Source organism: Paenibacillus sp. 2KB_20 (assembly GCF_052115765.1).
Classification (GTDB): Bacteria; Bacillota; Bacilli; order Paenibacillales; family Paenibacillaceae; genus Paenibacillus_AQ.
On record NZ_JBFRHH010000007.1, the window covers coordinates 43,001 to 69,821 of the forward strand.

At 42.9% G+C, this 26,821-nt stretch carries 31 protein-coding genes and 1 pseudogene; 30 read left to right on the forward strand and 2 right to left on the reverse strand.

Features of this window, described 5'->3' with window-relative positions:
* The first annotated feature begins 25 nt into the window (after positions 1-25).
* The 6 genes and pseudogenes from AB4124_RS19010 (at position 26) to AB4124_RS19035 (ending at position 4,081) form a co-directional block, all read left to right on the forward strand.
* On the forward strand, positions 26-715 hold the full coding sequence (locus AB4124_RS19010; RefSeq protein WP_441973871.1) for a stalk domain-containing protein: 690 nt from the start codon (positions 26-28) through the stop codon (positions 713-715).
* 279 nt (positions 716-994) lie between these two features.
* Positions 995-1,417: an STAS/SEC14 domain-containing protein gene (locus tag AB4124_RS19015; protein ID WP_441973872.1), complete on the forward strand. Its 423-nt coding sequence runs from the start codon at positions 995-997 to the stop codon at positions 1,415-1,417.
* Positions 1,418-2,177: 760 nt separating this feature from the next.
* Positions 2,178-2,633, forward strand: a pseudogene (locus AB4124_RS19020) (GNAT family N-acetyltransferase); the annotation flags it as partial.
* Entirely contained in the window at positions 2,619-3,098 is a 480-nt protein-coding gene (locus AB4124_RS19025; protein WP_441974181.1) for a GNAT family N-acetyltransferase, read from the forward strand. The pseudogene AB4124_RS19020 and the gene AB4124_RS19025, both read left to right, overlap by 15 nt.
* Before the next feature lie 40 nt (positions 3,099-3,138).
* A complete protein-coding gene (locus AB4124_RS19030; RefSeq protein WP_430105300.1) occupies positions 3,139-3,582 on the forward strand; it encodes a GNAT family N-acetyltransferase in 444 nt (147 codons plus the stop codon).
* A 40-nt stretch (positions 3,583-3,622) separates the two neighbouring features.
* Complete coding sequence (locus AB4124_RS19035) at positions 3,623-4,081, forward strand: NUDIX domain-containing protein (protein WP_430105299.1); 459 nt, start codon at positions 3,623-3,625, stop codon at positions 4,079-4,081.
* A 73-nt stretch (positions 4,082-4,154) separates the two neighbouring features.
* Here the strand turns inward: AB4124_RS19035 and AB4124_RS19040 are convergent, their stop codons facing one another.
* A complete protein-coding gene (locus AB4124_RS19040; protein WP_441973873.1) occupies positions 4,155-5,363 on the reverse strand; it encodes an S-layer homology domain-containing protein in 1,209 nt (402 codons plus the stop codon).
* Between the two features lie 368 nt (positions 5,364-5,731).
* On the opposite strand from AB4124_RS19040, the gene AB4124_RS19045 reads away from it, so the two are divergent.
* Positions 5,732-6,409 (forward strand): class I SAM-dependent methyltransferase, encoded by a 678-nt coding sequence (locus AB4124_RS19045; RefSeq protein WP_430105297.1) that lies wholly within the window; start codon positions 5,732-5,734, stop codon positions 6,407-6,409.
* 40 nt (positions 6,410-6,449) lie between these two features.
* A complete protein-coding gene (locus AB4124_RS19050; RefSeq protein ID WP_430105296.1) occupies positions 6,450-6,923 on the forward strand; it encodes a DinB family protein in 474 nt (157 codons plus the stop codon).
* A gap of 54 nt (positions 6,924-6,977) precedes the next feature.
* Here AB4124_RS19050 and AB4124_RS19055 read toward each other — a convergent pair whose 3' ends face one another.
* A complete protein-coding gene (locus AB4124_RS19055) occupies positions 6,978-8,462 on the reverse strand; it encodes an endonuclease/exonuclease/phosphatase family protein (protein WP_441973874.1) in 1,485 nt (494 codons plus the stop codon).
* Positions 8,463-8,793: 331 nt separating this feature from the next.
* Between AB4124_RS19055 and AB4124_RS19060 the strand changes: the two genes are divergently transcribed.
* From AB4124_RS19060 to AB4124_RS19165, 22 genes are all read left to right on the forward strand, one after another.
* Positions 8,794-10,062 (forward strand): LamG-like jellyroll fold domain-containing protein, encoded by a 1,269-nt coding sequence (locus tag AB4124_RS19060; protein WP_441973875.1) that lies wholly within the window; start codon positions 8,794-8,796, stop codon positions 10,060-10,062.
* A gap of 122 nt (positions 10,063-10,184) precedes the next feature.
* Positions 10,185-10,700 carry an NUDIX hydrolase gene (locus AB4124_RS19065; protein ID WP_441974182.1) on the forward strand — a complete coding sequence of 172 codons (516 nt, stop codon included), beginning with the start codon at positions 10,185-10,187 and terminating at the stop codon, positions 10,698-10,700.
* A 45-nt stretch (positions 10,701-10,745) separates the two neighbouring features.
* On the forward strand, positions 10,746-11,168 hold the full coding sequence (locus tag AB4124_RS19070) for a hypothetical protein (protein WP_441973876.1): 423 nt from the start codon (positions 10,746-10,748) through the stop codon (positions 11,166-11,168).
* A 111-nt stretch (positions 11,169-11,279) separates the two neighbouring features.
* Positions 11,280-11,819 (forward strand): YfiT family bacillithiol transferase, encoded by a 540-nt coding sequence (locus AB4124_RS19075; RefSeq protein WP_339291058.1) that lies wholly within the window; start codon positions 11,280-11,282, stop codon positions 11,817-11,819.
* A gap of 6 nt (positions 11,820-11,825) precedes the next feature.
* On the forward strand, positions 11,826-12,266 hold the full coding sequence (locus AB4124_RS19080; protein WP_441973877.1) for an NUDIX hydrolase: 441 nt from the start codon (positions 11,826-11,828) through the stop codon (positions 12,264-12,266).
* Positions 12,267-12,305: 39 nt separating this feature from the next.
* A complete protein-coding gene (locus AB4124_RS19085) occupies positions 12,306-12,773 on the forward strand; it encodes an NUDIX domain-containing protein (RefSeq protein ID WP_441973878.1) in 468 nt (155 codons plus the stop codon).
* Between the two features lie 160 nt (positions 12,774-12,933).
* The gene (locus AB4124_RS19090) at positions 12,934-13,824 is read left to right on the forward strand and encodes an alpha/beta fold hydrolase (RefSeq protein ID WP_441974183.1); all 891 of its coding nucleotides are present in this window, start codon (positions 12,934-12,936) and stop codon (positions 13,822-13,824) included.
* A gap of 16 nt (positions 13,825-13,840) precedes the next feature.
* On the forward strand, positions 13,841-14,356 hold the full coding sequence (locus AB4124_RS19095) for a hypothetical protein (protein WP_441973879.1): 516 nt from the start codon (positions 13,841-13,843) through the stop codon (positions 14,354-14,356).
* A 32-nt stretch (positions 14,357-14,388) separates the two neighbouring features.
* On the forward strand, positions 14,389-14,673 hold the full coding sequence (locus AB4124_RS19100; RefSeq protein WP_441973880.1) for a hypothetical protein: 285 nt from the start codon (positions 14,389-14,391) through the stop codon (positions 14,671-14,673).
* Positions 14,674-14,702: 29 nt separating this feature from the next.
* Positions 14,703-15,389, forward strand: a complete 687-nt coding sequence (locus AB4124_RS19105; RefSeq protein WP_441974184.1) for a class I SAM-dependent methyltransferase — start codon at positions 14,703-14,705, stop codon at positions 15,387-15,389.
* A 268-nt stretch (positions 15,390-15,657) separates the two neighbouring features.
* On the forward strand, positions 15,658-16,377 hold the full coding sequence (locus AB4124_RS19110) for a response regulator transcription factor (protein WP_441973881.1): 720 nt from the start codon (positions 15,658-15,660) through the stop codon (positions 16,375-16,377).
* 3 nt (positions 16,378-16,380) lie between these two features.
* Positions 16,381-17,790, forward strand: a complete 1,410-nt coding sequence (locus tag AB4124_RS19115) for a sensor histidine kinase (RefSeq protein WP_441973882.1) — start codon at positions 16,381-16,383, stop codon at positions 17,788-17,790.
* A 66-nt stretch (positions 17,791-17,856) separates the two neighbouring features.
* On the forward strand, positions 17,857-18,390 hold the full coding sequence (locus AB4124_RS19120) for a hypothetical protein (protein WP_430179222.1): 534 nt from the start codon (positions 17,857-17,859) through the stop codon (positions 18,388-18,390).
* A gap of 214 nt (positions 18,391-18,604) precedes the next feature.
* A complete protein-coding gene (locus tag AB4124_RS19125; protein WP_430179220.1) occupies positions 18,605-19,729 on the forward strand; it encodes an FtsW/RodA/SpoVE family cell cycle protein in 1,125 nt (374 codons plus the stop codon).
* A gap of 47 nt (positions 19,730-19,776) precedes the next feature.
* Positions 19,777-20,391 (forward strand): undecaprenyl-diphosphatase, encoded by a 615-nt coding sequence (locus AB4124_RS19130; RefSeq protein ID WP_441973883.1) that lies wholly within the window; start codon positions 19,777-19,779, stop codon positions 20,389-20,391.
* 28 nt (positions 20,392-20,419) lie between these two features.
* Entirely contained in the window at positions 20,420-21,430 is a 1,011-nt protein-coding gene (locus tag AB4124_RS19135) for an LCP family protein (RefSeq protein WP_441973884.1), read from the forward strand.
* Between the two features lie 155 nt (positions 21,431-21,585).
* A complete protein-coding gene (locus AB4124_RS19140; RefSeq protein WP_430105273.1) occupies positions 21,586-22,170 on the forward strand; it encodes a class I SAM-dependent methyltransferase in 585 nt (194 codons plus the stop codon).
* 110 nt (positions 22,171-22,280) lie between these two features.
* A complete protein-coding gene (locus AB4124_RS19145; protein ID WP_430105272.1) occupies positions 22,281-22,841 on the forward strand; it encodes a phosphatase PAP2 family protein in 561 nt (186 codons plus the stop codon).
* A complete protein-coding gene (locus AB4124_RS19150) occupies positions 22,838-23,533 on the forward strand; it encodes a response regulator transcription factor (RefSeq protein ID WP_430105270.1) in 696 nt (231 codons plus the stop codon). Before AB4124_RS19145 ends, AB4124_RS19150 begins: the two co-directional genes overlap by 4 nt.
* Positions 23,523-24,590, forward strand: a complete 1,068-nt coding sequence (locus AB4124_RS19155) for a HAMP domain-containing sensor histidine kinase (RefSeq protein WP_441973885.1) — start codon at positions 23,523-23,525, stop codon at positions 24,588-24,590. Before AB4124_RS19150 ends, AB4124_RS19155 begins: the two co-directional genes overlap by 11 nt.
* Positions 24,591-24,768: 178 nt before the next feature.
* Entirely contained in the window at positions 24,769-26,067 is a 1,299-nt protein-coding gene (locus AB4124_RS19160; RefSeq protein ID WP_430105268.1) for an ATP-binding protein, read from the forward strand.
* A 64-nt stretch (positions 26,068-26,131) separates the two neighbouring features.
* Entirely contained in the window at positions 26,132-26,764 is a 633-nt protein-coding gene (locus AB4124_RS19165) for a hypothetical protein (protein WP_441973886.1), read from the forward strand.
* Positions 26,765-26,821: the final 57 nt, after the last annotated feature.

Consider the following 26,821-nt stretch of genomic DNA (forward strand, 5'->3'; position numbering starts at 1 on the left):
TGAGACAACGAGAGGAATGGATAAAATGAAATCATTAAAAAAATCAATCGTGGCAGTTGCTGTGCTGGGAATGACGTTAACGGGAGCCGCGGGCGTCTATGCGGGGGCAAATCTGGAGAAAATCTCGGCTTACCTGAATCACAGCATCGGTATCAAAGTGGATGGAACCGTATATAACACGGGCAAAAAATTGACACCGATCACATATCAAAACACAACGTACTTGCCGGTTCGCGCGATTGCTGATGTACTGAATGTACCCGTGCAATACGATGCGAAGAATCTTCAGGTGCTGATCGGAAGTAATCCTGGAAACGGTCAGACGATCGAGTTAACTACAGTGAAATATAACGATGCTCAATTAAAAGAAATCAAAACTGCATTCTCTAAATTTGATGGTTTCCAAGCACCGTATGCTCCAAGTCAGATGGTAAAAGGCGATGTGTATCAAAAGACGGGTGCTTCGGGAGATGGCGTCAACATGGTCTTCAAACATATGACGGTATACATTTCCCCAAGAGACTACGCTCACGGATATGACAGCAAACCGGTTACTTTGTCCAATGGGGTTAAAGCGAAATGGTATACACCGGATGATACGGACATGCTGGGATTTCAGATCAATGACCGCTTCGTGACGATCAGCTCTCCGGATCATTCCTTAAGCAAAGCACAGCTGGAGAAGGTTGCCGTAAGTGTTGCCCTTTTGAAATAAATATAGAGACAAAAGATCATAGAGATATGGTTTAGATATGAAAAAGGTGAATAGAGGTTCTTACGAGGAAGCTTGCAGGGGGATAGGAATGCCCTGCGGGCTTTTTCGTTATGAGAGGCTAACGAGGGAGTATTTCCTGGGCAATCGATCTGGAAATCGATGGGGTCTTGTGAAATGAATGGAGAGTTCCTGAGCTGTAAATGTATGGGTATAGAGGCTGGTAATGTGTATCGAAACTCGTAAATAAAATAGACTCATTTCGTAAATAGTGTTGCTTCAGTGGCAAGTTTACGCATAATAGATACTAAGGGAGATGATTCCACTTTGATTGATAAGAATATTAGCACTACAGTTGCAGGAGATTTGATTGTTACTCGTCTGATAGGGAAGATAAACACTGATGACGTTATTGAATGGTTTAATGGTTTTGAAAAGTCATGTCAGCAGTTTATTGGTGAGGGTCTGAAATACAAATTATTGGTAGATAGAAAAGGATATACCCCAAACCACTTCTCCGTTCAAAAAGCATGGAAAGATAAGTTCTTTAATGAAACCATTCTGAATCATAGCAAGGCAATTGCGTTTCTTCTTGAAGAAGGGGAGATCATGAATTACTTACAGCAATCCAACACAAAAGAATCCGTTAAATTTTTTGATAATTATGAACAAGCATTCAAGTGGTTAAAGAACTATCCAAGATAAGAACTTTACTGAACCAGTTGCTCTCAACAACTGGTTTTCTTATGCCCGCAGCTTTACTGTTGTTGTGAAATTGGCTTACTTGCAAGCTTCTTGTTTGCAACAATATTAACGAAAAGAGCTAAAAAAAAGAAGCAGCATGATCGCTGCTCCTTCCCAAATCTATTAATTACGCTGCAATAATAGGTATCCGCTAATGTTGGATGTTCTTTGGCGGAATACGATTTTGAAACCTACATCATGATCCAGTAAGCAGGCTAAGGCGGTTCTTAACAGTGCATTCGGCGTCAAATCAGCTCGGCAGGGAGAAGCATTGCCAATGACACGGGCAGCAACGATTCTACGCGCGGAGCCCGTAACAAGAGGGTTTCTTGACCAGCTGATTAATACTAAATCCGGTTGAGGAACAGCAGTGACACGACCCATTTGATTCACCTCTTTTATTATAGTAGAGCCAGTATATTAAATGATAAGCTGATGAGAAGTGTGCAAAGCAAAGGGCGGAGTTTTACAAAATCAGGGTTGCAACCTACACTGACGAAAGGGGATATGTAATGTGAATCCTATGAAAATGAAGGACTTCTATCGTTGTCAGACTATCGTTGGTTATTCGTTTGAAGATGGTGGCTGTGGTAGAGGATTACAGTTGATTGGGCTGGATGTATTTTGGAAGAGTTTATCTAAAGTCGTTTATATCCGGGCATATCCCAACTCCATATGGTATTATTTGGTTTAGTGTATGCTCGCTTGGGAGGACAATGATATGGACATAGAGTTAATGCCGGTCAATCGAAAGAACTGGGAAGAAGCATTGGCACTGCAGGTTTTGGACCAACAGCAGGGGTTTGTGCCAGCGGTAGCTGTATCTCTAGCCAAGATCTACATCAAACCGGATGGTGAACAAGTAGAATACATTCCTTTTGCGATATATGACGGGAACCGAATGGTCGGATTTATCATGCATGCTTATGAAGTGAATACAGCCGATGGTTATTGGATTAACGGCTTTTTAATAGATGCAAGAGAACAGGGCAAAGGATATGGCAGAGCAGCTTTACTCCAGATGATTACATGGATCCAAGGCCAATTTCCGCAATGTAAAGAAATACGCCTGACCGTACATAAGGATAACCAGATAGCGAAAACTTTGTACAGCAATCTAGGTTTTGTGGAAACGGGAATCTGGTTTGGCGATGAGGAAGTTATGAAGCTGAATGTTCAATTAAACCTACAAGTAAAGAGAAAGGGGGGTGACCAATTGTCACAGATTAACATCAATCAAAGCAGTCCTGAAGAAGCGCATTCGGTACGGACGAACCTGATCAAATTTAATGCACAGCATATCGCAGAAGATTTACAGCAGAATTATGAGGAGATCAACTTACATATAAAAGATGAGAATGGTGATATCGTAGGCGGGATCAATAGCGTGTTTTGCTGGAATTGGATTGAGGTCGATATTCTGTGGGTGGATGACCGATTCCGGGGGAGGGGCTACGGCTCGAGATTATTACAGGAAATCGAGAGGATAGCCAGAGAAAAGAAATGCACCTTCATCAAACTCAATACTTTCAGCTTCCAAGCGCCGCTTTTCTATCAAAAGCATGGGTTTCAAGAGATTGCTCGTATCGACGATGCCCCGAGGGGTCATCAGCATTATTACTTTATTAAACATTTGGTGTAGAGGCGAGTGTTTATACCAACAACCATCGAAGGAGCTTAACATGATTAGACTGCAGCCAGTTGATAAGGATAATTGGACCGAATGCATTAAACTGAAAGCCAAGCCGGAGCAAGAAGGATTTATTGCCTCCAATCTGTATTCGATTGCCCAGTTTCAATTTCTTGAACATTTTGAAGCGATGGCCATTTATGATGAGCAGACGATGGTCGGATTCGCGTTATATGGCTTGGACTCCGATGACGGGAACTACTGGATTTACCGTTTGATGATCGACGGAAATTTCCAAGGGAAGGGTTACGGTAAAGAGGCTTTGCGATGCATTGTTGAAGAAATCCGAAACAAACATGACCGGACGGATGTCCTTATGATAAGTTTTGATCCGAAGAACGAACGGGCCAGGCAGCTTTATGTCAAAGCGGGTTTTGAGGAAATCGGCGTCATGCCGTGGTCGGATGGTGAATCCGTAGCGAAGCTGATGCTGTAAACCCTCAGCCTATAAGTATGCGAATGAGGATGATGCTGATATGAAAATCATAGTGACTGGCGGCGCCATCATCCGGGATCATCATGGGCGAATCTTGCTCCAACGACGCTCGGACTACGGCAATTGGGGACTTCCCGGCGGCGGTATGGAGGCAGGAGAATCCGTTGAAGAGACGATGAGACGGGAAGTGCTCGAAGAAACGGGGCTGGTCGTCCTCGATTATGAACTCTATGGGGTCTATAGCGGACCCAGAATGCAGTATCGTTATCCGGACGGAAATGAAATCGTGTTTGTCATGTTTATTTTTAACGCCGTGGTGGATTTGAGAGGGAGGACGGAGGAGCAAGGCAGAATACTGATTCATCACGATGAGGATAACGAGTCGTTACAGTTGGAATTCAAGGCATTGCATGAGATTGAGCTAGAGGACATCAGCTCTGTGCAAAGACCGGTATTTGAGGATCTGCAAAGCGGGAAGGCAAACATTTTAAGAACTTGAATATGTCTTGTAACACGATAAAAAGGGAGTGCCTACTGTTTGCAACAGTTGTGCACTCCCTTTGTTAACTTAACTAGAACTTGGGTTCATACCATATGGCTTGGGTAAAGTCCTGGAACTTATCAGAGTAATAATACATAACTTCAATGTTGTTATTTTCGCCGGTTGCTTTTTGACCCTTGCTTCGGATAATGGGGATGAATTCTGCATAGTATGCGCCATTCAAGGAGATTCGAACAGGCTGCTTAGGGTTGCTCAACTGCTCGTAGGTATAATAGGATGGCTCCCCGTTCACGTTGATCTGCAAGTCGATTTTCTCCGTAGCCTTCAAGGCCAGATAGAATTCCGGCAGGGCATCGCGATTCACCAAAGCAAAGTCATGAACCGGACTTTCTCCGTGTCCTGATGGGGAACCCGCATAGATAAAGTATCTTGTGCCATTCGGAATGAGATCATCCGGCGATGGTTCCCGGACATAGTCGCTGCCACTATAATAGTCGTAAATTCGATGCAGGATAACTGCGGTTTCTGCTAACGTTACCTTTTGATTCGGGCGAAAATACCCTTTCGTATCGGGTTTCATGATGCCGGCCTCGGCAAAGCCGAGCAGTGCATAGGCTTTGACGTGATCGAGATCGGAGGCTAAGGAAAGCCCCCATCTTTTGTCTTGCATCAACCCGATTTCGGGCGCTAATGGCTGATAGGCATACTTCCACTTATCATATTGCTTGTAGGAATTGAAATTTCTTTTGGGTAGGTCTTTAATCGCCCGCAATCTCGCGATATCCTCACCGTCGTATAACTCCAAGGAATAACCAATATCATCGAACAGCGCATTCAGCGTAATCAACAAGTCCCAGCGTGTTAACACTTTCTCCGGTATATACTTGAAGGTTTCATCGTCATAATTGATTCTGTCTGCGGCTCCGATTAATCCGTTCGGCGCTGAAGGTATGCTGCCGTAAACATCCTTAAAAATCTGGTAGGAGGGGTGTCCCTTAGGCACGCCGGGAATGTTGATATTCTTATCGGCTTCGACCCGGAAATCGGTAAACAACCGATGAACCATGAGGGTAAGATCAGATTTGGTCACCATCTTGCCTAAGGTTCTTGTTTGATACTCCATATTCTCAAAAACCCCATGGGATCTCAGGAAATCAACGGACTCATTGGCCCATGCATACTTGGCTTGACTAGATTCCGCCGCACTTGCCACGGATGTCATGCAAAACGATAAAATGAGGGTTAAAGATAATAGTTGACGCCACCTTTTTAAAAACATGAAATCCTCCTGTATGTATCGATGTATTGGATTAATATTCCTCTATTGTAGACGACAAATTATGACAAGGGCAATGTTTTTTTAGTCCTACTTACCTATTGAAGGAGAGTTGGTTTGCATTTTTCTTAAATCCGAAGCGTATTGGTTGAGAAGGCGAGAACCGGAGAAATCAAATGATACAGGATGACTTTCGATGGGAATTTTTTCAATGTAACCGTTGACATTCCGGAACAAAATGGTAATATTTTAATTCATTAGATATACCGGTTGATTTCAGTACCTATCGGCTTGTACCAGATCATGTTACAGCAGGTTTCTGCTATCTTGGATGGTGAATGTAATGCAGCCTATCACGGAGGAGGAAACGTATGGGAATTGATTGGTATGACATGGTCGCACGCAGGAATGGCGGGTACAAAGGAAGAGCGGTGTGTACCGTAGTCGGGAGATCGGCGGAAGAGGTGTTTGAGGAGCGGTTAGTGGAGATGCTGCCGCAGTTTCATTCGGTGCTGGATGCAGGCTGCGGGCATGGCGAGTTTACGCTCCGGATGTCCAATCATGCTGAGAACATCATTGGATTTGACAACTCCGCGGAGATGATCCAAATCTCCCAATCCTTACTCGAGAGCAGCGGAACCCGGAATGTGGAATTTGTGTATGCCACAACGAAGACCAAGATGCCCTTTCAAGATGGTCAGTTTGATCTCATCTATGACCGCAGAGGGCCCACCTCGATCCTGGAACATCCCAGGATATTAGCTTCAGGCGGCACCATCATCGGGATCCATACGGATGTGACGCATGTTCGAAGGCGATTGTCGGAGAATGGCTACATGAATGTCGAGATTGAAGAGTATAATGAAGCGATCACTTATTTCCCGAATGCTCACGAATTTGCATTAAATCTGTCGGATACACCAGGGAATCCCGATTTCACCTTGCCGGAGATGAAGGGGGAACTGGAAGCCAAAATACGAGAGAATCAGATCGACGGACAGCTTGGGGTTCGTGAACATAAATACATCTGGAAAGCGATGAAGGCGTGACATCAAATCGTTTATCATACCTAAAAAGGAGTGTTGCGATATGGATCATGAGTTCAACCGGAAGTGGCTGGAGGACAAATTTGAAAACATCCGCAGCCGTACCTTACAAGTGCTGGTGCAGTTAAACGATGAGCAAGTCAATTGGCGGCCCAACCATTCGAGTCTGAGCATATCGACGTTGATCAGGCACATCGAAGGCAACATTCAAGAGCGGGTCATGAAGGGGATTCTGCATCAAGATGTTACACGGAACCGGGAGGAAGAGTTGACGCAGGTTTTTGTCAGCCGGGATGATCTGATTCAGATCGTGAAGAATCGGTTTCAGTTCTTGATCGATACGGTTAAATCCATGCCGAGCGAGGACTTTGAACAGGTTCAATCGGTACGCGGAATAGAACGCAGCAACCTCGACATACTGCATCAATGCGCCACGCATTATTCGGAGCACATGGGTCAGATTTTTTACATCGCGAAGCAGTGTTTGGAGGTTCAATATAAATCCACATCGATCTAATAAAGTAAGTCCCCCTTAGATGGCGCTTTCAGCGATCAAGGGGGACTTTTTATTTTACGGTTGACCAGGAGAAGGGACCTGGTGAGTTTCTTTTTTCTGCATAATGCTCGTCAGCGGCTCGGGCTCCTGATATGTGATCGATTCATTGATTCCCGCATCCAACTGTCCGTTATTGAACTGGACACCTATAAGATGCGTGCCGGAAGGCGATGAAATACCCAAAGCGCGTCCGTTGGTGGAGGTTCCGTTCAGGCCCTGATTGTTGCCCGGCGTGAAGACGGCCAGAAGTTGAGAAGGCGAGAGCTCATCTCCGGGGACGTTATAGTTGGCAAGGAACTGCTCCATACTCAGGTCATAACAGCAGGGTTGCTTCTTGATCCAGATCACCTTGGTTTCATTCGGGCGGATGATGGTATCGGTGCTGTAGCGATCCTTCGTAATGGTCCAGCGATTGGACTTGGATTTGTCGAATGGGAGGGCAGGATCGTAATAGTAGTAGATTTGATATCCTTCCAGATCAATCTCCCGGTCATTCGGGTTGTAGATCTCCACATAATTGTAATTTCCTTGCTCGTTCGAGTTAGCGACCACTTCAGTGATGTGCAGAGCCGTGGTCAAGGGCAGCTTGGGTACGGTTTCTTCGGTGGTTTTGTTTGCCTTTTGCAGCGTGCCTTCCATCATGACGGGATAATGATCGCTCGGATATTGGCCGTCTTCATTATAGTTGATAATCGCGCTGTGCAGAACATTCCAGCCCTGGCTGTGCAGAATCCAGTCGATCCGGTTTCCGCTGCCGCCGCCTGTAGGGTCCTTGTAATTATGGAAGGTTCCCAGGTCATCGTTGGTGCGTTTCTTGGCGGTGATATGTGCATCCGACAGCCCGTTGCTTGTAAAAATCGAATACGTATCGCTTCCCGGAACGGTATTGAAATCGCCGGTTACGACCACGGGTATATCCGAGGCAAAGGCCTTCATCTTGTCGACAATGAGTGCGGCGCTCTTCTGCCGAGAAACCTCGGATTGGTGGTCCAGATGCGTGTTGACCATATAAAAGGTTTTGCCATTCTGAAGATCCTGAAATCGAACCCAGGTTGCCATGCGCGGAATCTGGTTCCCCCAGCTGGCGGAACTGATCGTCTGCGGCGTATCGGACAGCCAAAAGTGAGACTGCTCCAAGGGCTTCAGCCGCTTCGTATTATAAAAAATCGCCATGTACTCACCTAAGTTCCCGCCTTCACGCCCGACTCCAATCCGATCATATCCTGGCAGGTCGTTCTCCAGATCGACGATTTGCCGGTGAAGTCCTTCCTGCGTCCCGATGACGTCCGGTTTATGCTCCAGAATCAGGTTCTTCGTAACAGGGCGACGGTTCTCCCAAGGTTGACTGTCATTGGCGGCATAACGCAGGTTGAAGCTCATCACGCGTAAAGGTCCCGACGATGCTTCAGCCGCGCTTGCCAGTTCGCTGGAAGCGGATAGCGGCGCCGTCGTCAGAAATGTAAGCATCATGAACAGGCTGGTGATTTTGGGGATTCTCATTAAAATTCCTCCTTCGTCATGTGCAAGATGATGTTTCTTCTAAAGCGGGTAATTAAGTAGGTTTATCCTGTCCTCCCTTCCTGATTTGCCCATATCATATCTTATTTTTAGCTGGTTGCGTATTTACAATTTTTTAGGTTTTTGCTTTCGTTTTGGATATTCGTGGAGGAAATGGATGAGCGTATCAGGAATATACCCATAGCCGGACAATAAAAGAAACTCAACCAGAGGTTGAATTCCGGATAGCGATACTCTACATCCGCGTTATGTTTTTTCGTTACAGTGTTGTTTATAGTAGAGGCATCTCATGGAAAAGTGGTGGTCTTGACTTATGATTCAGGCGAATAACGTGATTAACGGAAATATCAGCAGATTGCGAAAACAGCTCGGCATCACACAAGAGCAATTGTCTAACAGATTGGGTGTCAGCTATCAGGCCGTGAGTAAATGGGAGAACGGGCAATCCTGCCCGGATATCTTACTAATTCCGATGCTCGCAGATGTATTCGGGGTCACAATTGATGAGCTTTTTGGCAGGACTATCCATAACATCGATTTACGGAAAGGCCTCGTACTGGAGTATTTGTTCGATGGTGATGTACGAGACAGCAGCGGAGAGGGACGACATGGACGGCTTGAAGGCGGAAAATACGGCATCGACCGCTTTGGACGGAAGGGCGGAGCTTTAGCGTTGGATGGCAGAAATCATTATGTCCGAATCGACCAACCGCCTATTCTTTCTAATGATGCCTTTTCAATATCCGTATGGTGTTATTATGATACGCACAAGATCCTCCGAGGATGGCATAGCGCAATAGTTTCGCAAGATGGCCACAACCAGAACCGGGCGTTTCAGCTTAGCACGAAGGATGAGTATATTACGCTCCATGGTTTCCTGAGAGAACCGGATCTATCGATGAACGCCAAGATCGTGAAGGAACACTGGTATCATGTGACCATGACTTACGAGGAATCCCGTTACCGAATGTACGTGAATGGTCGTCTAGTTGCCGAGCGTTCAGGCAGTTTTACACCACACAATGAAGAACGGATGTATATAGGCAGAAAATCAACCGATGAACCGTACTTCTTTTTCCAGGGACGTATCGACGATCTGCGGATCTATAATCGTGCCCTTGAGAATCGCGAGATTGAAGCTCTCTATCTTGAAGGTGGTTATAAGCCGGCTCCAATGCCACAGGTGGAATCTGTGGAGGAACCCATTCCGGTTCTGGAGGGATTGGACGACATTCGTATGATCTTTACAAAAGATACAATTGAGGCAGCGGCTAACTGGTATACCCGGAATTTAGGATTCAACATATTAATGCAGGAAGAGGGCTTCTATATGTTGACGTTGTATAACAGCCCGAATTTGTTGTTGGAATGCGTGAAAGCAAGGGAGCCGGAATCAGGACAAGAGGCATCGTTTATATTCAAAACCAATCGGGACATTGAAGAACTGCGTTCCTATTTATCTGCGGCTGGCGCGAGAGTTGAGCAGATTCGGGACGAAGGCTTCGCATGGTTTCTGGATTTTTCGGATCCTTTTGGACAAGCCTGGATCATTATGCGCGAGAAGGGTAGTCATCCGTTTTGAAGTTTCAACGACATGGTTGGATTGCGCGTAATGTGCGTTAACGGTAGAATGATGTTAATCAGCAAATATTTCATCCAAGAACCCTCCTCGTGGTTAACACCAAAGGTGGGTTCTGTTTGTTTATGATCAGTGTGCAAAGGAATGAGGATATGACGGAAAATGGAATTGTACTTGTGGTCAGCGTGACCCTTGTTCAAGGGGATCAAGTGCTCATCATCCAGGAAAATAAACCTTCGGTGCGGGATACCTGGAACTTCCCTGGCGGGCGCATCGAGCCTGGGGAAGCTGTGCTTGAGGCGGCTATAAGAGAAGTGAAGGAAGAGACGGGATATGATGTCCAATTGACAGGCACTACAGGGGTTTATCAATTCCTCAGCAGTTTGAATAACCATGTCATCATGTTTCATTTTACCGGGGAAGTGGTGGGAGGCTCGCTTCAATTGGGAACAGGCGAGATCAAGGATGCCATCTGGGTCACGCTGCCTGATATCTTAGCCGATCACAGCATAACTTTCCGGGATGCCGAAGCCATGAGGCAGATCGTTGAGAATCTCATGAATGGCGTGCAGCACTCGCTTGCATTGTTTCATCCGTCTTTGCTTCTAACTTCTGGGTCATCGCATATTCATAATTCTTAGCGGATTATTTCGTATTATTTTTTTGAATAAAGGAGCGAAAGAGGGATGATCCAACTTAAAAAAATCGCTTTTGGCGGATTCGTTGTCATCGGTATGTTCATATTACTGTACTTGATGACAGAAACTCATGATGAAATTCAAAGAGCGTATCAAGATTTATCTCCCCAGCAATTCTCGTTATTAAAGATGAGCTTATACGGATTTCTGTTCGGAGTTTTAATAGAGTGGAGAGCACTGGGTTGTTTAATTAAGGGGCAAGTTCGATTAAGCTGGCTGTTATTACCAGCTGCGATACTTACGGTCATCATCTTCATTCCTATTATTTATTGGCTCGAGTGGTTTGGACTTGGAAGGCTGTTTGTTATAGAGATATTCGGGAAACCGGAAATTCACATGCTGCTTTCCGTGTTCTCCGGTGTATTGTTTATACGATCTATCTGCAACAACAAACATAGGTCTAACCCATAGATGGGGACTAGTAATAGGATGAGAAGCATGATGGTTCTCTGATGCTGTGGAACACCGTTCATATGTTTTCGTATGTGAAGGATACGATTGATGTATCGAGGAGGTAAGGAAGTGGTCAGCATCCGTTTTCCCCTGGGTTCCTTTGAACCAAAGGTGGAGCCTACATTGGAGGAGAGGCAGAGGTTTATACAACAGATACCTTCAATCGTACCGACGCTCCGGCAAATCATAATGAAATGTCCCCTTTCCCAGCTGCATAGGCCTTATCGTGAAGAGGGGTGGAGTATTCAGCAAATTGTGCACCATCTGGCTGATAACGATATGAACGCATATCTGCGATTTAAACGTGCATTGACCGAGGAGGAGCCGGTGGCAAACTCGTACCGGGAGGATTTATGGGCAGAACTGACTGACTACACGGAGGTTCCCATTGAGAACTCGCTTACGCTTCTGGAAACACTTCATTTTCGTTTTCTAATACTGCTGAAGGACTTACAGCCCGAGGATTTCAAAAGAACCATGAGAACCCAAGTGCTCGGCAGCATTACCCTGGATATCGCGCTGCAGCGATTTGTGTGGCACAACCAGCATCATATCGCGCAGATTACATCCATATTGAACCGTGAAAACGCGAAGTTACATAAGGAGTGAGCCCAATTGAGCTGGAGATCCAAGTATGCTTTTGGAGGCATTGTGTTCAATCAGAATCAACATGTCCTGATGAGAAGTCCGAGCGGCCATTGGGGCGGCTATGTTTGGACCTTCGCCAAAGGCGGTGCTGAATTAAGCGATAGCTCCCCGGAAGAAACCGCAACCCGGGAAGTGTTGGAGGAGACAGGTTATAAATGCAGCATTATCGCGGCCATTCCGGGTGAATATGAATCGGATACATGCGTGACGAAATATTTTTTGATGAGTCCGGAAGGTTGGAGTGCTAAGTATGATGAGGAAACGCAGGAAATCAAGTGGGTTGGCGTGGAGCAGGCCTTTGAAATGATAGAAATGACATCAACCCCAAAAGGTAGACAACGCGATACGGATGCATTAATCAGTGCGATACATACGATGAGGGCATTGATCATAGAGAACAGATTCTAGTTATCCATTTTATTAGGAGTCCAAAGGAGCCATCAAATCATGGGAATGTCAGATTACTACAAGGATCTAAGAGAAAAGATCGGAGACCAGTTAATATTTATGCCGTCCGTTACGGGCATTATCCGCAATGATCAGGATTTTATTTTATTTGGAAGAAAGCATCACGAAGATTTATGGGGACTTGTGGCCGGCGCCATCGAGCTGGGAGAATCCCCGGCAGAGGCGATGACCCGCGAAGCGAAGGAAGAAACCGGGCTTGATATCGTGCCTGAACGAATCATTGGGGTATATGGTGGAAAAGAACGCCGATATACGTACAGCAACGGACATCAAGTGGAGTACCTCACCATTGTGTTCGAGTGCCACGTCTTCTCGGGTGAGTTGGATCGTGAAAATGAAGAGTTTGCGGAACTCGTGTTCTTTCCGGAGGATCAGCTGCCACCCACGGCTTTAAAATATCCGGAGCATATTTTCATCAAAGCCAATGGAGAGCGGGCTCATTTCTGATAGAAAGCAGGTCCCCTATGATGTTAAAAGCGATAATCTTCGATCTTGATGAGACATTAACGGACAGAAGGGCAGCGATTAACTCGTTCATCAAGCGATTGATTGCCCGATATTTTCCGGACTCCGATGAAGATACTCAGCTCATGATATGTCACTGGAGGTGCAGGAATTGAAGCGTTTTAAAAGCGATAATGGACAAAAGCTCGTCTATGAATCCTATGACCGCCTGATGGCGGGATGGACGGTACCTTACGAGCAGCATAAAATATCCACATCGTACGGTATGACTCACGTAATAACGGCAGGTTCATCGGACCTCCCCCCGCTGCTGTTATTGCATGGAACGGGCGACAACGTCGCCATGATGTGGATTTATAACGTGTCGGAGTTATCCCGCAATTTCTATATCATCGCCGTGGATAATATCGGAGGTTCGGGGAAGAGCGAGCCAAACGACAAGTATGCTCATGATTTCAATCAGGCAAAATGGTTGGACGAAATCCTTGAGGCTATGAATGTAGATGCTGTCTATATCGCCGGTGTATCCTATGGAGCCTATCTGGCCTACCATTACGCCATCGTCAGACCGAATAGAGTAAGAAAGATTGTATGCTTGGCTGGCGGCATTGCCGGAAGTCAGCTTGAAGTGATGAGCAAAATGATGAGGGCTTTTCTGCCGGAAGCACTGTTCCCTTCAGAACGGAGTGTGCGTACACTGCTTCGCAAGCTGTGCGGTACCCATGCAGATGCATTCGAGAACAACCCGGAGCTTATGCAGCATTGGTTCTACTTGCTTAAATACTTCAACAATCGCTCCATGATGAAACACACCATTACCATCCATTCGTCTGCCGACATTCAGGCAATTCGCAGCAAGTCCTTGTTCATTATAGGTGAACAGGATTTGCTTAGTTATTATCCGAAGGCGGTTGCCAGACTGGAGACAAATGGGATGCGTTACCGCATCGTTCCGGGCGCGGGCCATGCGATCAATCATGAGATGCCGGAGCTCGTTCATGAAGAGATTATAGGCTTTTGCAGGGAAGCGTGAGGGAAGTGTATTGACTATGAAGATTAAACATCTCACCGGTCTGTTCATCAATGCTCTGGTCTGTCTAATATTGGTTCTACTGGGGAATGCCATGACCCCGAAGCCTGGCACTAGTTCTGGAAACGGAAATCCAGTCATCCTGCTGTTAATCCCTCTGAGTATTCTTTTCCTGGTGCTTGTTCTTCAATGGATTCGTATGTTCAAGGATCTTAAGATGTCCCTCAGCAAGTTAAGCATGCTGATCTTAGCCCTGGCTGGCTATATTATAGCGGGTTATGTATTTCAGCTTCATAGACTCGAAGTCTATAGAGTAGTCCTAGCCGAGGCGTTCGAATTGAGGTGGGGGACAGCGGACTGGCAACATATTGAATCCATTACGACCGGCGGCCTCCTTTCGATACATTTGAACAATCAATTTTTCAACTGGAATACGTACTTCATGATGATCGCCTTCTCGCTGCTGCTGTGCTTCATGTTCAAACTGATACAGAGGCTCATGGACAGAAGACAAGGAACCTCCGCGAAGAAATAATTCTGCAAGAAGGCTGGATAGGAGGAAATGACATGCCGTACTTTGACAGGACGAGAAAATGCTCCATCGTATTCCTGAGTTTGAGCGCACTTTTTTTCATCATGACCATAATTACGTTCTTTAACAGCCAATTCTCTGAAATTCTGGCTTACAACTTTACGAATGACTTAAGAGGCAGCATACTTACGGTTATTTTTTTGCTGATTGCCATCATACTGCTAGTTGCCGGCATAGCGATAAGGGCGATATGTAAGGATGCAAAAGAAGACTTTCATCGGATCGACAAGCTGATAAGCGAGTTGGAAAAGCGAGATTAATCGTTCCGATTTAGGAGGGGGTATACGTGGTGTCTATTGATGAAATTTACGGCCAACAGGCTAAAGCCTATGAGGCCATGGTTAGCAAACAGCCCGACTTATCCAAGATTATTCGTGAATTAAAGCCTTATGAGGGACTGGATGTGCTGGATTTGGGAGCCGGATCAGGGCGGATATCCATGCTGCTTGCTCCAGACGTAAGATCCTTGATCTGTACCGATATATCCGAGCCGATGTTACATATATTGGACGAGAAATTATCTGAAGCTTATGATTTCCGCAATTGGACTACCGTAGTCGCTGATCATCGCAGCCTGCCGGTTGATTCCTCGAGTGTTGATCTGATTGTATCGGGTTGGAGCATTAGTTATTTGGCCAATTCAGGCGAAGAGGATGGCCGTGAGAATCTGAGGCTTGTCATGGCGGAACTGAGGCGTGTCTTGAGGCCGGGCGGGACGATGATTATTCTGGAAACGATGGGAACCGGAACGGAGACGCCGAATCCCCCTCATTTCCTAACCGATTATTATGCTGGATTAGAGCAGGAGTACGAATTTAGCCATCGGTGGATCCGGACGGATTATGTTTTTGAGTCGGTCGAAGAGGCACAGCGGAGCACGGGGTTCTTTTTCGGTCAAGCGTTAACTGACAAGATCATAGCGAATCAATGGTCCACGGTGCCGGAGTGCGCGGGGATCTGGTGGAAGCATTTTTAGATAGCAGTGTATTAACAATAAAACTTGTGAAAAATACTACAGTTAAAGGCGATTGTGCAGTATACTCTATCTTGTGGTTTATGTTGTTTTGTTTATCCTTAACTCCAGTTGACAGATTCCTTGGTCAGTAGAAGCTTTTGACAAGTTAATCAATTTAGAGTAATATCCACATGTAATAATTACACAGGTAAGAATAAGGATCTGAGTACAAGGCTGTCTCTTTACAGGGGGGGGCTTTTTTTGCGTTTTACGTGTTAGGAATCGAGTTATGGGGGTGGAAGCTATAAATACCGCTAATCGTAATCAAGTACTTATTGTTGAAGATGATGCACATATTAGACGTTTTGTATCGATAAATTTAATAAATAACGGATTTGTGGTGAGTGAGGCTGCATTTGGAGGAGAAGCGATACAACTCTTCACTACGAATCGACCCGATGTTGTTGTTCTGGACATTATGCTGCCAGATGTTGATGGATTTGAAATCTGCCGACAATTAAGAGAGATAGAGCCTGCGGTCATCATCGTCTTTTTAACTGCCCGCGGACAAGATCTGGACAAGATCAAAGGATTAGAAATCGGAGCTGATGATTATATTGTTAAACCGTTTAATCCGTTAGAGCTTGTAGCACGAATTAATGCGATATTGCGCCGAACAGAAACTGCTCTAAAACCGCAAAGATCCGTGATTCAATCCGGTCCAATTCGGATGGATCTGAATTCGAATAAAGTGTTCAAACATGACTTCTTTATTGAATTAACGCCGAAGGAATTTCAACTAGTTAGAACCTTTCTAGAACATCCCGATACAGCACTATCCCGGAATGAATTATTAAATCTCGTATGGGGAGAGGATTATGTTGGAGATCCTAAAACAGTAGATGTTCATGTGCGAAAGTTACGGGAAAAGATTGAAGATGATGGCTCCAAGCCACATTGGATTGAAACGGTATGGGGAGTAGGATATCGCTTCAGGAAGGACGGTTAAGAAGTGGGTATTCAGAAAAGATTAGTAGGAAGTTATTTTGTGGTCATCTGTATCACTGTTCTCATTCTGGAGATTTTTCTCATGGTTTACGTGAGATATTATTATCTTCATAATGTTGAGCGGATTCTGATGAATCAAGCGGAGCTGTCTGCTTCTTTTTTTCAGCAATATTTTGCCGATGAAGATCTGGAGAAACAATCGTATCGATTATTAAAGGGGTTTGCACATAACTCGGATGCGCAAGTACAGATTATTAATTCCTCAGGCCGACTTTTGCAGGACTCTACCGGACTTCCAGGCGGCAATGACATGACTACGTATTTAGATGTACGATCTGCACTCCAAGGACAACCCGGCACATGGAGAGGCAAGGCCCCTTCCACCCAAGAAGCGATATTAGCGGTATCTTTTCCCTTACGAGCCAATGATATCATCGCGGGAGAAGTCAGATTTGTCACTTCCTTGACTGAAACACTACAGACAGTTCATCGTATTTCAATCGTACTGATCTGTGTAGGTCTGTTTGTTCTTGCGATTGTTACCGTTCTTGGACTATTGTTGTCTCGGACCATAACGAGATCAATTAAGGATCTTAAACAGGCGGCAGATCAGATGACAGAAGGAGACTTCAGCATAAGAGTACATAAACGCTATCAGGATGAGCTGGGTTCTTTGGCTGATACGTTAAATATGATGGCAGGTAGAATTTTGAAGAGCGAACAGCTTAAAAATGATTTTATTTCATCCGTGTCCCATGAACTGCGAACGCCATTAACGTCAATTAAAGGCTGGGCCATCACGCTGAAATCGAATGGGAATCACAACGAGCAAATCCTTAAAGAAGGATTGGATATTATTGAATCAGAAAGCGACAGGTTAACTTGTTTGGTGGAAGAACTGTTAGATTTCTCTAAACTGGATAACGGAAGAATTGTCATACACTCAGCACCTGTCCATCTATCAGAATTATTGCATCATGTGGGTAGACAACTTGCCCCAAGAGCTGCTCGGCAAGGAGTCTCACTCGAAATACAAGCAGAGGAGAATCTCCCTAACATTCATGCAGACGAGAATCGTTTAAAGCAAGTACTAATTAATTTAATTGATAATTCACTCAAATTTACAGATGCCACTGGTCGAATTCTTGTACACGCTTATACAGCTCAAGAACAAGTCGTTATTACCGTTGAGGACACTGGCTCAGGAATCGCAGAGGAGGATCTAGAGAATGTGCTGCAAAAATTTTACAAAGTTGATCCACATGCACCTGGCAGTGGTCTGGGTCTATCGATATCAGATGAGATCATTAAGTTACATCATGGAGAATTACGCATAATTAGTGAGGTAGGTAAGGGTACGACAGTCCAGATCTACTTGCCGATAAAAGAAAAAATAAATTTAACTATTTCATAACCACTTCGTTCCCTTTCAAAGATAGAATAGTAAATAACCTTGACAATCGAGGAGCTGGTAATCAGAATGCTCAATAAACTCATTAGAATAGGTTTCATATCGACTACGTTATTGTTGCTCGGAGCATGTGGGATTCCCGCAACACCAGTAGATATGATTAAGCCTCCATTATCAGAAGCAAGTATTCAGCGAGACAAAATCAGCCATGAACTTATCAAATTACTACCTGACGAGGTTCAATTGTTAGTTCCCACGCAGGGGAAAAACGGTAATGACATCTCGTTCGGAGATATGGACGGGGACGGTATCGATGAAGCTGTCGTTGTATATGAAGAGAATAAAACAACAGGTAAAATGCTGAAAGCGGCGCTATTTAAGCAAGATAATGAGGAGTGGCGAATCGTATCGGAAGTCAAGGGCTTTGGTTACGGCTTGGAGTATGCTGGATTTCCAGATATCGATCAGGACGGTCGATCCGAGCTCGTGCTTGGCTGGTCGTTAGGGGCTGCAGGAAATGGTCTGGACATTTATGGCTTGAGTGAAGATAAATTGAAGCTGTTATCCAAGAAGGAGTATCACGGCAAGTTCGATCTTGAGTAATCCTTCCCAAGGATTGTAGTTAACAAGAGGGAGGTGTCCTATGATTTGAACGGTAAAATAAGGGCCGACCTGATTGTCTCCGATGGCATCATAAAACACAATAGTCCGTGGCAATACGTCATGAAAAAAGACGTATGTTTGCTCATCGGATTATTTGTGATGTTCATTTTTAGGGGGATTCCTACAGAAATTCAACAAAATAGAGGTAGCCATCATGTTTATCACCCACATAATTTCAAAACTGGATAAAACCATGCTGTTCATTATATTGTGTCTTGTTGCCATTGGTACGATTGCTATTTATGGAGCCACAGTGGATACGAATTTAGAAGGCCTTCACATTAGTTATTTATATCTATTCGGTGCATTCTGCATTCCTATGCTGGCTCTCACATTGTTAGATTATAGAGTTCTGTTTGGTAAGCTATCCTACGTTCTCTATGCAATTGGCATAGGGATGCTGGTTCTTGTCAAGTTTACCGGAGAGAACATTAACGGTGCTGTTCGTTGGCTAAGTATTGGAAGTTTTCAGCTTCAACCTTCTGAATTAGCTAAATTATTTACAGTGCTTCTGATTGCTCATTTATTAGGCAAGCGAGAGGGAGCTCAGCTTCGTATTTTTCAAGATATATTACCGATTTGTATCATTTTTATGATTCCTATCATCTTAATCATGCAGCAGCCCGATTTAGGCACTTCTCTAGTTTTTGTGGGTGCACTGCTTAGTATGCTGTGGATGGGTAACATCCGTTCATTATATATGATTCTGTTCATCAGTATTATGATCATTACGGTAGGCATAATATTATGGCTATATTATGCCAATTTCGAATTGTTATCCAAGATTGTAGAGCCTCATCAAATGTCAAGAATTCAGACTTTTCTTGACCCAGCCAGCGATCCCGATAAATCATGGCATGTTAAAAACGCACAATATGCGATAGCTTTGGGAGGATTGACTGGAAGTGACGTATCTTTTTTACGTAGAGGGTTTGTTCCTTATGCGTATTCTGATTCGATCTATGTGGTCATTGGCGAGGAATATGGTTTTTTGGGTTCTGCGGTGCTGTTGCTGTTATATTTCCTACTCATATATCGCATGGTTCATATCGTCAAAGATAGTAGAGAACTTGCAGGGGCATATCTTGTTACCGGGCTTATAGGAATGTTAGTCTTTCAAATTTTCGTTAATATAGGCATGCATATCGGTTTGGTACCCCTGACGGGTATTTCCTTACCGTTCATAAGTTATGGAGGCAGCTCACTACTTAGTAATATGATTGCAATTGGTTTGGTGTTAAGTGTCAAATTCCATAAAAACGATATCTATATAGAATGAACTGAAGACAACCTTATTATTACAGAAATAGAAAGCAGGTTAAGACATTGGGCATTTCTCAAACGGATGATCTCGTATTTCAATTCATCAATCAAATGGCAGTAACATTCTCTGCACTAAATCCATTTATGCGTTTTTTATCAGAAAAAGCGGAATACCTCTTTTACCTGGGGATTATAGTTTATTGGTTTACTCGCATCCATAAGAACAGGCAAATGGTGATAACAACTCTCTTGTCAGCTTGTGTTGGATTTAGTGTTGGTAGTATACTTTCTCACTTTTTTTATAGGGATAGGCCTTTTGTCCATCATACGGTTAACCAATTAGTTGAACATTCCGCTAACGCTTCATTTCCAAGTAATCATTCGATTGGGGCCTTTGTAATCGCAACAGGTATATGGTTGTTTCGTAAGAAAGATGGCGTAATTTGGCTTGTATTGGCAGGTTTGATTTCATTCTCCCGAATTTGGAATGGTGTTCATTATCCTTCCGATGTCATCACGGGAGCATTTATTGGTGTGATTAGTGCATTTATGATTTATCAAATGGTTCATCGATGGTCTGTAGCTCATAAATGTTTGAACGCTGGCATCAATCTTTATGAAAAAATCGAGAAAAATATTTGGAAAAGTTATAAAAAAGCTTCTAAACTCAAAAATTGAATATTATTAGAATTGAGTGGAGGAAATTATGTCTATCAAACCTAAGAGAAAAGCAATTCGTAAAGTTATGATGAGCATTTACCTTGTTATAAGCGCCCTGATACTTGGAGTTGGAATCTATGCGGGGTATATATATTATAAGGCGGATGCTGCGATTCAACGTGTGGCAGCTCCAAAGCTGACTGATGATCCGATTGATTATGTAAAGAAGGAATCGATTCAACCTATGACATTTCTTTTGGCGGGTGTAGATAGTCGGAATGGCGGTGGTGGGGTGATGAATACAGATGTTCTTATGCTTGTCAGTTTCAATCCACAAACCCAATCTGCTAGTTTGTTGTCCCTGCCGCGTGATTTGCTGCTAAAACCTAAATCGTTGCCTGCTCATAAATCCAATTATTATTATGCTTATTACTATATAAAGGATAAGTCAGAGGCTATACCTAATACAAAACGTTTTTTCTCTGATTTGCTAGGTTTTCCAATTGATCATATGGTCGTGTTGAATTTTGATGCCTTACGGCAGACCGTGGACGCACTTGGCGGACTGCCAATCGATGTCGACATGGATATGAAATATAACGATTCCGCAGACGGAACGCATATCGATTTAAAAAAGGGCTTGCAGACTCTTAATGGTCAACAAGTGCTCGACTATGTCAGGTATCGTAAATCAAATGAAGGGACTCGGGAGTCCTCCGATTTCGCACGTAACGATCGACAGCAGCAAGTGATCAAGCAGATCATTGAGAAATTGGGGGATTTTCAAGGGATTTCCCAATGGGGAAACATATTGGACATTATCGGTGAAAATGTGAAGTCTGATATTCCTGAATCTGATCTTCAACAATGGGTCTATAATTTCCCGAAAATCAAACCGAATCAGATTCGTTCATTGCAGTTGGAATCCAGTTGGAAAAGTCCCTATGTTTACGTAAACAAAGAGGATTTGCAACAAGCGTTGGCTGCTCTGCGTGATGAGGCAGGTGTCAGTTCAGGAAGTCAGCTCAACTTAGAAGCTTTTGGGGTGATGGATTAAAATATGAGTTACATTAAAAGCCTTGATATTTAAGGCTTTTTTTATAGTTCTCCCTTTCTAGTCATACTGGATCTTCAGAATTAATTCAGATTATCCCTAACTTTTTCTGAAGAAGTTTAAAGTATGATGATGAAAAATGATGAGGGGGAGACACTATGACTCCGAGTATAAGTGAGTTAGTTCAAGAAAAAGCATTGTTTTTCTATAAGTTTTTACGATCTCCTGGACAGATTGGAAGTGTTACGCCAAGTTCCAAATTTCTGGCTAGAACAATGATCAATTCGGTTCCGTGGGATGAAGTCAACAACGTAGCAGAATTGGGGGCCGGAACGGGAGCTATTACGAAGTATATTCAGACAGTAGCTAACAGCAACACACGGGTATTGTTGTTTGAGAAAGATCCAACTCTATACAGAGAGTTAAAATTTCAATATACAGAATATTTATGTTATAGGGATGCCTGTCGATTACAAAACGTCATGAGTCAGGAGAAGATGGAACAGCTCGATTGTGTCATTAGCGGACTTCCTTTTTTTAACTTCCCTCAAGATATGCGTAATAAGCTGCTCGATCAAGTTATCGGTTCCCTCCGGAACGGGGGGCTGTTCATTGCTTTTCAGTATTCTTATCAAATGAAAAAGCAGCTATCCGAACGTCTCCAAATTGAAGAAATTAAGTTTGTACCTCTTAACGTACCACCAGCTTTCGTCTACGTTTGTAGAAAGCGAGGTGTAAGCTGATGGTGTCGAGTGATTCCTCCAAATTTGCGAAGTATCGTCCTCTATTATGGATCTTGGTTATTCCTGTGTTGAACATTTGTTACGGGCTCTTAAACCATGAAGGGGCAAGTGTGAGCAATTTGATGACGGATATAGACGCACAGATTCCATTTATTCCAGCCTTTATTATTCCGTATATACTTTGGTATCCATTTATTATTGTCATGTTGATCGTTATTTTTGCGAAAAGCAAGCAGACCTATTATCGAACACTGATCACTTTATGTCTAGGACTCATTGCTTCCTATATTATTTATTACTTTTATCAAACGACAGTGCCGCGCCCGTTGGTTACTGAACATGGCTTTATATATTCCCTTGTGCGTTTTATTTATATGACAGATCAACCATTCAACTGTTTTCCAAGCATACATGTCTTGACCAGTTATTTAATTTGGAAGGGGGCGTTAGATTGCAAGGGCTTGTCAATGATCTCACGTACCTTAATCAGTTTAATGATGATAGCTATCGTTTTTTCTACTCTTTTTGTGAAACAGCATTATATATTGGATATTGCCGGAGCTATTTTTTTAGTGGAAGTGTTATATTACATCACGGGTAAATTACTACCGGTAAGTTTACAATCAGAAAATAAATCTTCGGTAACCTTGGGGGGGACACCTATATTATGAGCGTAAATATATTAGTAGTTGACGATGACCCGGAGATTCGCGATATCCTGCATATTTATCTCAGAAACGAAGGGTATCATGTGGTGGAGGCTGAAGACGGGATTAAGGCGTTAGAACTCTTGCAGCGCGAGGAGATCCATCTGATTATTTTGGATATTATGATGCCCAACTTAGATGGTATTTCGGCCTGTCTAAAAATCAGGGAGGATTCGGGTATTCCAATCATCATGTTATCTGCAAAAGGAGAGGACCTCGACAAAATTACGGGACTATCTGTGGGTGGGGATGACTATATGACTAAGCCGTTCAATCCCATGGAACTAATTGCTAGAATAAAAGCGCAGTTAAGGAGACAAAATTACGCTTCCGTAGTTCAGGCGACTAATGGTGGTGAGATTTGTATCGATGATCTAGTTATCAACAAAGACTATCATCTGATTACGGTGAGAGGTAAGGAGATCTCTTTAACGCCTATAGAATTTTCTATTTTGGAATTGTTAGCAACTCATCGTGGTCAAGTATTTAACATCGATAAAATTTATCAAAAAGTGTGGAAGGACCAAACTGCGTTTTTCTCAGAAAATACCGTGATGGTCCATATTCGTAACATTCGAGAGAAGATCGAACTTAATCCAAGATCTCCTCAATATATCAAAACGGTATGGGGAGTGGGGTATCGGATTGATAAATAAGATTTGGGTATTCATTAGTGGAAAAAGAAGCATTCGTGCGCAATTGATATGGGCGATTTTTCTGAGTTTCATAATAACGATGCTCGTGAATTCAATGATCCCCAATCAATTTTATATGCCATTAAACCTATTATTATTTATTGCAACTTTTATAGTTTTCTTTATTATATTCACTCGTCATATCGTTAGATCTCTCTCGGAAGTATCCAACGGATTGATGTCCATCGCAGGTGGGGACTTGAACTATCGACTTCCGGTATCAAGACAAGATGAATTAGGGAACGTTTCACAGAACGTAAATCATATGGCTCAGCAATTACAGGAACAAGTTGAACGTGAACGACAGCTAGAGAGATCAAGGATGGAGTTAATCACAGGCGTATCTCATGATTTAAGGACTCCATTAACAAGCATTATAGGATATTTAGATTTACTCAAAAAGCAAGCGTTCCGAGATGAGAATGAACAGGCACGTTATATTAACAATGCGTTTAATAAATCGCAGCAACTCAAGAAGCTGATTGATGATCTATTTGAATATACACGTCTATCCCGTGGCGATGTTCAGATGAACTTTCAAGAAGTCGACTTTCGTAATTTAATTGAACAAATGGTTTCTGAATTTGAACCGGTTGCGAGAGACCAGGGATTGACTTTGATAAAGGAATTAAGCCCCGGTCTGGTCATCATTAGCATGGATGTTGAGAAAATGGTTCGAGCCATTGATAATCTGCTCATGAATGCATCGAAATTTTCGCTATTGCCTGGAGAAATTCGAATCAAACTATTGGCTGGAGAAAATGTTGTTAAGCTATCCATCGAAAATAAGGGTAATCCGATTACTAAAGAACAGGAAGAACAATTATTTGAACGATTTTACAAAATGGGGCCTACGCAGAGCGATATGAAAATGCCGTCTGGATATGGCTTGGGCTTGTCGATTGCTAAAAATATTGTTGAACTGCAAGGCGGTCGCATTTGGCTTGATCATAATGAGGGGAATTATCAGTTTTGTATCGAGCTGAAGAGAACTATTACCAGGGAGAGGGAAGAATGAATAGAGTGGAGTTGACGGTTTGTTAGAGCTGATTTTCAATAAAATATGACATTTAGGTCATGCGTTTATTGGCATGATCTTTTTGTGCATTGATTCAAAGCCTTTAGAACGACAACTATTTGTTACAGAAAAAGGAAAAAAACCATTCCAAGTCGAATTTAGTTCTTGGGGGTGTTTTATGTTAAAAGATCTGTTACTGGATATTATTGATATTTTGTTTCCGCTATTGCTATACCAATTTGTTTGTATTACTAACAAAACTTTCTATGATAAGGGTCAACGTCGGCAGATGTTTCTGGGATTAATGTGCGGGACGGCAATTGTTTTATCCATGCTTTTTCCGACTACTATTACCAATGATTTTGAAGGTGATCTAAGAAGCATTCCATTAATCATCTCTGCTTTATATGGCGGTTATATGGGGGGATTGATCTCTTTTGCATTTTTAATAGTATGCCGTTTTTTTATTGGTATGGATGGTTTTTTTATAAGTTTCATCGCTTCATTTATTATCTGCGCTGCTGCTTCTCTTTTTGCTGCTCGTTTTAATAAAAGACCGCCGAAAGCTCGATTTATCATTTGTATATTTTTAACGTTGGTTGCAATGACCATTTCATGGTACGCATCCGTCTTTACGTATCAGAAGGACGAGTTTTATTCCATATCTAATGCATTTCAGATTTGCCTAATACAATTGATCTCCATGTGTATGTCTGTTTTTTTGATGGAAGTAACCATTAAAACAATTTCGATGCAAGAACAAATCATTCGTACTGAAAAATTAAATGTAACCAGCCAATTAGCTGCTTCTGTGGCGCATGAAATTCGTTCTCCACTAACTTCTATTAAAGGTTTTTTACAGCTGTCGTTACGTAATGCGGAAGGGAAGGTCAAGCAATATCTTGAAATATCCATGGTTGAACTAAACCGTATGGAATATATCATTAATGATTTCCTCAATTATTCAAAACCCCAAATCGAAACGATTGAAGTATTCTCATTATGCGAAATATTAAATCAGATCAAAGAATCTGTAGATCCGTTTGCATATTCGAAGAATGTGGACTTGAATGTGGATTCAGAAGATAACCTATGGATTCAGGCAGAACAGTTTAAAATAAAACAAGCAGTTATGAATATCATTAAAAACTCAATAGATGCTTCAACGGGATCTAAAGGGCAGATTTCTATCAAAGCATATCGTCAATTGAATAAAGTTTGTATAAAAATTCGTGATAACGGGGTTGGAATGACATCTGAAGAACTCGCGATATTGGGAACCCCTTTTTACTCTACAAAAACAAATGGCACTGGACTCGGTCTTATGGTGACGTTTAGGATCATCCAAGCTATCAATGGGCAATTGGAGTTTCAGAGCATCAAGGGTGAGGGCACTACCGCACTTGTGATTCTTCCTGCAGTTGATGACCATACTTATGCCAGCAATGAAATGCATGAGACCAAATCCAATAGCTGAGATCCAAAACTTAGTTTGAATCATGCCTCTCCAAAATAATTTACCGGAATTTGGTAATGTCCAAATGCCGTATTGGGACGATGTATATGATTTCGATATTGCCAAGGAGGAGTTGGTTTTAGCTAGCAGAGAGTATCCAGAATTTTATCGAAGTTATTTCATACCGTCCATTAAGAAACGAGAAGCTGAAAGCACTAATGCTGCTGAAAAACATACACAAGCAGTGCTTATACAGGCAGCGAATGATTTGATTGATGGGAATTTCAATCCTGATGTTAATCAAGAGAAAATCACCAAACTACTGGAATATAATGCATCGGCAGACAAACTAAATATTACCAGGGAAGATGATATTTTTTATATTCACGGTATTACACTTGGTATGAATATAAATCAGGTCATTAAGATGCTGGGTAATCCTGATGAATCTTTTGAGGTTGACTCGAAAGTCGCAGTTTGGTATTTCGAACACAATTTAGAACTAGTTGTAGAATACGGAATAGATACCATACATTATATCGCTTTAGGCGAATTTGATCAGTTGGCCATGGAGCAAAGCATGAATACCTTGGGGGAGCCAACGAAAAAGTACCAAGATGAATATGATTACATTACTCCCAGCCAGCAACTTAGATTTCATGCCATGTCAAGTCCAGTAAGCTTCAGAGTGCAGCTTATGGATCCTAGAGGGCATTAGAGGGAACGAGAACTAGGAGTCTGTAAAATAAATTGTGTAAACTCCCAATTCTATTAA

Coding starts and splice junctions, on each gene's coding strand:
- AB4124_RS19010 (WP_441973871.1), top strand. CDS start 26: ATGAAATCATTAAAAAAATCAATCGTGGCAGTTGCTGTGCTGGGAATG.
- AB4124_RS19025 (WP_441974181.1), top strand. CDS start 2,619: ATGAAGCTGAATGTTCAATTAAACCTACAAGTAAAGAGAAAGGGGGGT.
- AB4124_RS19030 (WP_430105300.1), top strand. CDS start 3,139: ATGATTAGACTGCAGCCAGTTGATAAGGATAATTGGACCGAATGCATT.
- AB4124_RS19035 (WP_430105299.1), top strand. CDS start 3,623: ATGAAAATCATAGTGACTGGCGGCGCCATCATCCGGGATCATCATGGG.
- AB4124_RS19040 (WP_441973873.1), bottom strand. CDS start 5,363: ATGTTTTTAAAAAGGTGGCGTCAACTATTATCTTTAACCCTCATTTTA.
- AB4124_RS19045 (WP_430105297.1), top strand. CDS start 5,732: ATGGGAATTGATTGGTATGACATGGTCGCACGCAGGAATGGCGGGTAC.
- AB4124_RS19050 (WP_430105296.1), top strand. CDS start 6,450: ATGGATCATGAGTTCAACCGGAAGTGGCTGGAGGACAAATTTGAAAAC.
- AB4124_RS19055 (WP_441973874.1), bottom strand. CDS start 8,462: ATGAGAATCCCCAAAATCACCAGCCTGTTCATGATGCTTACATTTCTG.
- AB4124_RS19060 (WP_441973875.1), top strand. CDS start 8,794: ATGATTCAGGCGAATAACGTGATTAACGGAAATATCAGCAGATTGCGA.
- AB4124_RS19065 (WP_441974182.1), top strand. CDS start 10,185: ATGATCAGTGTGCAAAGGAATGAGGATATGACGGAAAATGGAATTGTA.
- AB4124_RS19070 (WP_441973876.1), top strand. CDS start 10,746: ATGATCCAACTTAAAAAAATCGCTTTTGGCGGATTCGTTGTCATCGGT.
- AB4124_RS19085 (WP_441973878.1), top strand. CDS start 12,306: ATGGGAATGTCAGATTACTACAAGGATCTAAGAGAAAAGATCGGAGAC.
- AB4124_RS19095 (WP_441973879.1), top strand. CDS start 13,841: ATGAAGATTAAACATCTCACCGGTCTGTTCATCAATGCTCTGGTCTGT.
- AB4124_RS19100 (WP_441973880.1), top strand. CDS start 14,389: ATGCCGTACTTTGACAGGACGAGAAAATGCTCCATCGTATTCCTGAGT.
- AB4124_RS19110 (WP_441973881.1), top strand. CDS start 15,658: ATGGGGGTGGAAGCTATAAATACCGCTAATCGTAATCAAGTACTTATT.
- AB4124_RS19120 (WP_430179222.1), top strand. CDS start 17,857: ATGCTCAATAAACTCATTAGAATAGGTTTCATATCGACTACGTTATTG.
- AB4124_RS19125 (WP_430179220.1), top strand. CDS start 18,605: ATGTTTATCACCCACATAATTTCAAAACTGGATAAAACCATGCTGTTC.
- AB4124_RS19135 (WP_441973884.1), top strand. CDS start 20,420: ATGTCTATCAAACCTAAGAGAAAAGCAATTCGTAAAGTTATGATGAGC.
- AB4124_RS19140 (WP_430105273.1), top strand. CDS start 21,586: ATGACTCCGAGTATAAGTGAGTTAGTTCAAGAAAAAGCATTGTTTTTC.
- AB4124_RS19150 (WP_430105270.1), top strand. CDS start 22,838: ATGAGCGTAAATATATTAGTAGTTGACGATGACCCGGAGATTCGCGAT.
- AB4124_RS19160 (WP_430105268.1), top strand. CDS start 24,769: ATGTTAAAAGATCTGTTACTGGATATTATTGATATTTTGTTTCCGCTA.
- AB4124_RS19165 (WP_441973886.1), top strand. CDS start 26,132: ATGCCGTATTGGGACGATGTATATGATTTCGATATTGCCAAGGAGGAG.